General features: G+C 72.6%; 2 protein-coding genes. Both read left to right on the top strand.

From position 1 onward, the window contains the following. The first annotated feature begins 184 nt into the window (after nucleotides 1-184). On the top strand, nucleotides 185-1,129 hold the full coding sequence (locus GYH36_RS18570; RefSeq protein ID WP_312028713.1) for a sugar phosphate isomerase/epimerase family protein: 945 nt from the start codon (nucleotides 185-187) through the stop codon (nucleotides 1,127-1,129). 104 nt (nucleotides 1,130-1,233) lie between these two features. Next, the gene (locus GYH36_RS18575) at nucleotides 1,234-6,816 is read left to right on the top strand and encodes a ThuA domain-containing protein (RefSeq protein WP_162290625.1); all 5,583 of its coding nucleotides are present in this window, start codon (nucleotides 1,234-1,236) and stop codon (nucleotides 6,814-6,816) included. Nucleotides 6,817-6,954: the final 138 nt, after the last annotated feature.

Genomic DNA, 6,954 nt, shown 5'->3' on the forward strand with positions numbered 1-6,954 from the left:
CCCCCCGGCGCCCCCCCCCGGGGGGCCCCCACCACCCCGGGGCCCCCCGGTCCCCGCCCCCCGGGCCGGGCGCCCCCCCCGGCGCCCCGACGCCGCGGCGCACCCCCCGCGCGGGGGGGCGCCGCGCGTCGGGGGGCGCGCGGGCGGGGACGGCCGTGCGTCGGACCTGACGAGAGAGAGCGACGTGGCTCCTTCCGCCCCGACCGCGCCGTCCGCCCGCCCGGGCCCGTCCCCGGACGGGTCCGACGTCCCGCCGCTGCGCCCGCGCGCGCTCGGCGTCAACACCTGGGTGTGGACCTCGCCCCTGTCCGACGACGCGCTGCGCGGCATCGCGCCGCGCGTGGCCGGGTGGGGGTTCGACGTGCTCGAGCTCCCGGTCGAGAACCCGGGGGACTGGGACCCCGCGACGGCGGCCGCCGTCCTCGCCGACCACGGGCTCGGCGCGAGCGTCTCGCTCGTCATGGGGGAGGGTCGCGAGCTCGTCGCCGCGGACCCCGCGACGGTGCGCTCGACCCAGGACTACCTGCGCCACGTCGTCGACGTCGCGCACACCGTCGGGGCCCCGGTGATCGGCGGGCCCGCCTACGCGTCCGTGGGTCGCACGTGGCGCCTCGGCCCGGCGGAGCGCGAGGCCGCGTACGCCGAGCTCGCGGAGAACCTCGCGCCCGTCGTGGACCACGCGGTCGCCGCGGGGGTCGTCGTCGGCCTGGAGCCCCTCAACCGCTACGAGACGAGCCTCGTCAACACCGTCGACCAGGGGCTGGAGGTCGTGCGGCGCCTGCCCGCGGCCGGCATCGGCCTCATGCTCGACGTCTACCACATGAACATCGAGGAGACGGACCTGCCCGCCGCGATCGCGCGCGCGGGCGAGCGCATCGCGCACGTCCAGGTGTGCGGCAACGACCGCGGCGCGCCCGGGACCGACCACCTCGACTGGCGCGGCCTCCTCGCCGCGCTCGACGCGACCGGCTACGACGGACCGCTCGTCATCGAGTCCTTCACGGCCGAGAACGCGACGATCGCCACGGCCGCCTCGATCTGGCGGCCGCTGGCGCCGAGCCAGGACGCCATCGCGCTCGATGGCCTCGCCTACCTGAAGGGACTGATGCCCACGCCGGAGCACTCGTAGCCGTAGTCGACGACGACCGCAGGCGCCGGCACGCCGCGGGATGACGACCATCCTTCCCGGACGAGGACGTCCGGGTCCGCACGTCATGCCCTGGAGGCACCACGATGACCGCACGACGCCCCCGCAGGGCGCGGTCCGTCGCGGCACTGACCATCGGAGCGCTCGCGTTCACGCTCGCGCCCGTCACGATGGCCACTGCCGCCGACGACCCCGTCCCCGCGGACGAAGAGCACAAGGTGCTCATCTTCACCAAGACGACCCAGTTCCGGCACACCGAGGCGATCACGCAGGGCACCCCGGTGCTCGAGGCCGCGTTCGCCGACGTCGGCATCGCGTCCGACCACACGGAGGACTCGTCCGTCTTCAACGACGAGGACCTCGCGCAGTACGACGCCCTCGTCATGTTCCAGACGTCGGGCGACCCCTGGAACGCCGACGAGAAGGCCGCGCTCGAGCGCTACCAGCAGGCGGGCGGCGGCATCGTCGCCATCCACAACGCGACCGACATGCGCGGCGACTACCAGTGGTGGGACGACATGATCGGCGCGCTGATGCCCGGTCACGCCGCCACGGGCAACAGCCCGGGCCTGCCGGGGACGGTCCGCGTCGAGGACGGCACGCACCCGTCGACCGAGCACCTGCCGCAGCGCTGGACGCGCGCGGACGAGTGGTACAACTTCTCGGCGAACGTCCGTGGGAACGCTCACGTGCTGGCCACGATGGACGAGACCACGTACGACCCGGGCGGCAACAGGATGGGCTACGACCACCCCATCTCGTGGTGCCGCGCGTACGACGGCGGCCGGGCCTGGATGACGGGCATGGGCCACTTCGGGGCGCACTACACCGACGAGCCCGACTTCGTGCAGCACGTCGTCGGCGGCGTGCAGTGGGCCGCGGGCCTGGTCGAGGGCGACTGCGGCGGCACCGACTGGGGCTCGTTCGAGAAGGTCGCGCTCGACACGAACACGAGCGCGCCGTTCGGCATGGACGTCGCGCCCGACGGCCGCGTGTTCTTCACCGAGCTGGTGCGCGGCCAGATCCGCGTCTACGACCCGCGCACGCAGAACACCACGACCGCCATCACGATCCCCGTGTACTCGGGCGGCGAGGACGGCCTGCTGGGGATCGCGCTGGACAAGGACTTCGCGGAGAACGGGTACCTGTACCAGTACTACGCGCCCGCGAGCCCGGACGACTCCGACCCGGCGAACTTCTTCAGCCGCGTCTCGCGCTTCACGGTCACCTCGGGCGGACCCGGCGAGACGGTCATCGACCCGGCCTCGGAGAAGGTGCTCCTGGAGATCCCGGCCGGGCGCCTGCCCGACGAGCCGGGGCACACGGGCGGCGGCCTCCTCGTCGACCACGAGACCGGTGACCTGTACATCGGCGTGGGCGACGACGTGAACCCGCACTCCGAGCCCTCGGGCGGCTACGCGCCGATCTCGGAGCGCGACGGCACGTGGCACGACGCGCGCGCGACGTCGGCGAACACGAACGACCTGCGCGGCAAGGTCCTGCGCATCCACCCCGAGGAGGACGGCACCTACTCGATCCCCGAGGGGAACCTGTTCGCCCCGGGCACCGAGAAGACGCTGCCCGAGATCTACGCGATGGGCTTCCGCAACCCGTTCCGGTTCACGATCGACCCGAAGACCGGGTACCTCGGCGTCGCCGACTACTCGCCCGACAACGGGTCGGACAACCTGGCCACCCGCGGCCCGGCCGGCATCGCCGAGTGGAACCTCATCAAGGAGCCGGGCTTCTTCGGCTGGCCCCTGTGCATGGGCAACAACGAGCCGTTCCGTGACGTCGACTACCGGACGAACCCGGTGACGGTGGGCGACTTCTTCGACTGCGACGCGCCGATCAACGACTCGGTGAAGAACACCGGTCTCACCGAGCTGCCCCCGGCGCAGCCCGCGGACCTCTGGTACGGCTACCAGCGCTCGTCGGTGCCCGGCGTGATCAACGCCGGCGGCGGCCTCGCGCCCATGGGCGGCCCGTTCTACGAGTACGACCCGGAGCTCGACTCCGACACGAAGTTCCCGTCGTCCTACGACGGCAAGGCCTTCTTCTACGAGTGGGCCCGGAACAAGATGTACACGATCGACCTCAAGGACCCCGAGGCCGCGGCCGGTGCGACCGACGTCGAGAAGGTCAACCCGTTCCTCCCCGAGGAGCAGTTCCTCGCGCCGATCGACTCCAAGTTCGGGTCCGACGGCGCGATGTACGTGCTCGACTGGGGCGGCGGCTTCGGTCGCGACAACCCGAACTCGGGCCTGCACCGCATCGACTACGTGTCGGGATCGCGCTCGCCGGTGTCGCAGCCGGTCGCGACGCCGGACTCCGGCATCGCACCGCTCGAGGTGTCGTTCGACGGCACGGCGAGCACCGACCCCGAGGGCGAGGAGCTGACGTACGCGTGGGACTTCGACGGTGACGGGACGACGGACTCGACGTCCGCCGCGCCCAGCCACACCTACACCGAGAACGGCGTCTACGACGCCCGCCTCACAGTGACCGACCCGGCCGGCAAGGTCGGCACGGCGACGGTCCCGATCACGGTGGGCAACACGCGTCCCGAGGTCGACTTCGGGCTGCCGCCCACGGGCTCGTTCTTCGAGTTCGGCGACGACATCACGTGGGACGTGTCGGTGACCGACGCCGAGGACTCGCCCGACGGCGAGGAGATCGACGACGAGCAGGTCATCATCCAGCCGGCCCTCGGGCACGACGCGCACGCGCACCCGTCCGAGCCGCTGCACGGCCGCACGGGCACCGTCGCGACGAGCCTCGGCGGCGGGCACGGGGAGGACATGAACGTCTTCTACGTGATCGACGCGCGGTACACCGACCGCGGCGGCGAGGGCGGCGTGCCCGCGCTCACCGGCTCGGACACGACCCTCATCTTCCCGAAGAAGCGCGAGGCGGAGTTCCACGCCGAGTCGCAGGGCACCACGACGATCCCGAGCCGGGACGTCGAGGGTGGCGGGTCCGTCATCACGGGCTCGAACGGGTCCTGGGCGTCGTACGACCCGGTGAGCCTCTACGGCGTCCAGGCGCTGACGCTGCGCGTCGCGGCCGCGGCCGAGAGCACGATCGAGCTGCGTCGTGACGCGCCCGACGGCGAGCTCCTCGGGACGGCCGAGATCCCGCAGACGGGCCTCGGCACGTTCACCGACGTGACGGTCGACGTCACCGACCCCATGGAGCCGTTCACGCTCTACGTCGTCTTCCCGGGCGAGGGCGAGCGTCGCCTCAACTTCGTGGAGGCGGACGGCAAGGGCGTCTCGGGCACGACGCGTCCGAAGGTCCGGATCACGTCGCCCGAGGCCGGCGTCCGTCTCGAGCAGGGCGAGATGACGGTCACCGCGGAGGCGGACGACACCGAGAACACGGTGACCCAGGTCGAGTTCTTCGTCGACGGCGAGTCCATCGGCGTGGACGAGACGGCTCCGTACGAGGCCACGTGGAACCCCACGGCGGACAACTACTACGAGCTCACCGCGGTCGCGACGAACGACAAGGGCCTGTACACGCGGTCCCGCGTCGTGCTCGCGCAGGTCGGCGACCTCTTCGGGGGCATGAAGACCTTCACCAACGCGAACGGGACGTTCGAGCAGCTCGCCGAGGGCAAGTACCTCATCACGTCGGGCGGCGCGAACATGTGGCAGGGCACCAACGAGTACTCCACCATCTACCGCGAGCAGGGCGCCGACGAGAACTGGTCGGCGACGGTGAGGATCAACAGCCAGGGCAACTCGAACGGGTCCGCCAAGGCCGGGATCATCGTCCGCAACGACGTCACGCAGGTCTCGAGCTCGCAGGGCTACGCGGCCCTGGGCATGCGCCCGAGCGGCGGCTTCGAGTGGCTGCGCGGCAACTCGAGCGGGCAGCTCACGGCGTCGAGCAGCGCGAGCACGACGAGCTACCCCGCGTGGGTGCGCATCGTGCGCGACGGCGACCTGTACACGGCGTCCTGGAGCAAGGACGGCGAGACCTTCACGCAGATCGGCGAGCCGCAGGCCCTGCCGGGTGCGGCGTCCGTGCAGGACGTGGGCCTCTTCGTCACGGCGCACAGCACGACGGCGACGAGCGCGGTCGAGTTCCAGGACTTCGTCTTCGACGACGACCCGCAGACCGAGGAGCCGGGCGAGCAGACCCCGCCGCAGTGCCTCGCGCAGGCGTCGGACGAGTTCGACGGCGACGCGCTCGACCCGCGGTGGACGGTCGTCCGCCAGGCCGACGGCGCGCCGATCACGGTCGCCGACGGCCACGCCGTCCTGCCCGTCGTGCAGGGCGACATCAACGAGGACGCGGCCGGGCCGATCAGCTACCTCGGTCAGCCCGCCCCTGCCGGGGCGTGGACGCTCGAGGCCAAGATCGACGTCCCGCTCGCCCGGCACTGGCAGCACGCCGGGCTCCTGGTCCACGTGACCGACGACGAGTACACCAAGCTCGCGTTCACGAAGAACCAGAACGGCGCCCGCTTCCTCGAGTTCCAGACCGAGACGGGCGGGTCCCGCACGTGGCACGGCCAGACGGACGTCGCGGGGGACTTCCCCTCGACGATCCACCTGCGCCTCGTCTCGGACGGCTCCGCCATCACGGCCGCGTACTCGGCGGACGGCGAGGCGTGGACGGCGATGGCGGGCTCCGCGCCCGTCAAGGCGGGCGCGACGTTCGGCGTCATGGCCGCCGGTGACACCGCGACGGCGGACACGGTCGCGAAGGTCGACCACGTCCGGGTCACCGGCGCGGGCACCGACGACGGCGAGCGCGAGCCGAGCGACGAGTTCGAGGGCGACGCCCTCGACGGCTGCCGCTGGGACGCGATCGTCCGCTACGACGGGTCGAAGGTCGCCGTGTCCGACGGCGAGCTGCGCATCACGACCCAGCCGGGCGACATCAACGCCGGGAACAACGACGACCCGCGCAACTTCGTCCTCCAGACCGCTCCGGAGGGCGACTGGGTCGTCGAGACGCGGTTCAAGGCGCCGCTCGTGCACCGGTGGCAGCTCGCGGGGCTCATCGCGTACGGCGACGACGACAACTACGTCAAGGCCGACGTGCTCGCGAAGAACACGCCCGGCACGGCGCTGAACCTCGGCGCCGAGCTCGTCTCGGAGAAGGGCGGCCAGTTCGGCAACGGCGGCAACCGTCAGCTCGAGCTCGCCGACTCGACCGAGTCGGGCTACTGGTACCTGCGCCTCGAGAAGGTGGGGACGACGTACCAGGCCTGGGTCAGCGACGGCGGGGTCAGCTGGACGCCGCTGGGCGAGCCGGTGACCAACGACGTGCCGCTGACGAGGATCGGCCTCATGGCGATCGGCCCGGAGCAGGAGACGCCCGTCACGGTCGCGTTCGACTGGTTCCGTCTCACGACGGGCTCCGAGCCGGAGCCGACGGTCGACGTCGAGGTCACCGCATCCACCCGCTGCCTCGCGGGCAAGGCGTACCTGGCCCTGCGCGCGACGAACGCCGACGAGGCGCCCGTCGCGATCACCCTGACCACGCCGTTCGGCTCCAAGGAGTTCGACGCGGTCGAGGTGGGGGCCAACGCCTACCAGTCGTTCGCCTCGCGTGCCGCGGCGTTCGACGCGGGGACGGCGACGGTCACGGCGACGCTCGGCGACGTCACGACCGAGATCGAGGTGCCGTACGACGCCGTGAGCTGCGGCTGACGGCGGGGCCGGGGCGGGGCCCCCCGGCCCGCACCCGCCCCCCCCCCGCCCCCCCCCCCGGGGCCGGGGGGGGGCCCCCCGCGGGGCGCCCCCCGGCCCGGGGCGCCCGGGGGGCCCCGCGCCCGCGCCCGCCCCGCG

Origin of the sequence: Cellulosimicrobium composti (assembly GCF_010287905.1) — a bacterium.
GTDB lineage: Bacteria > Actinomycetota > Actinomycetes > Actinomycetales > Cellulomonadaceae > Cellulosimicrobium > Cellulosimicrobium composti.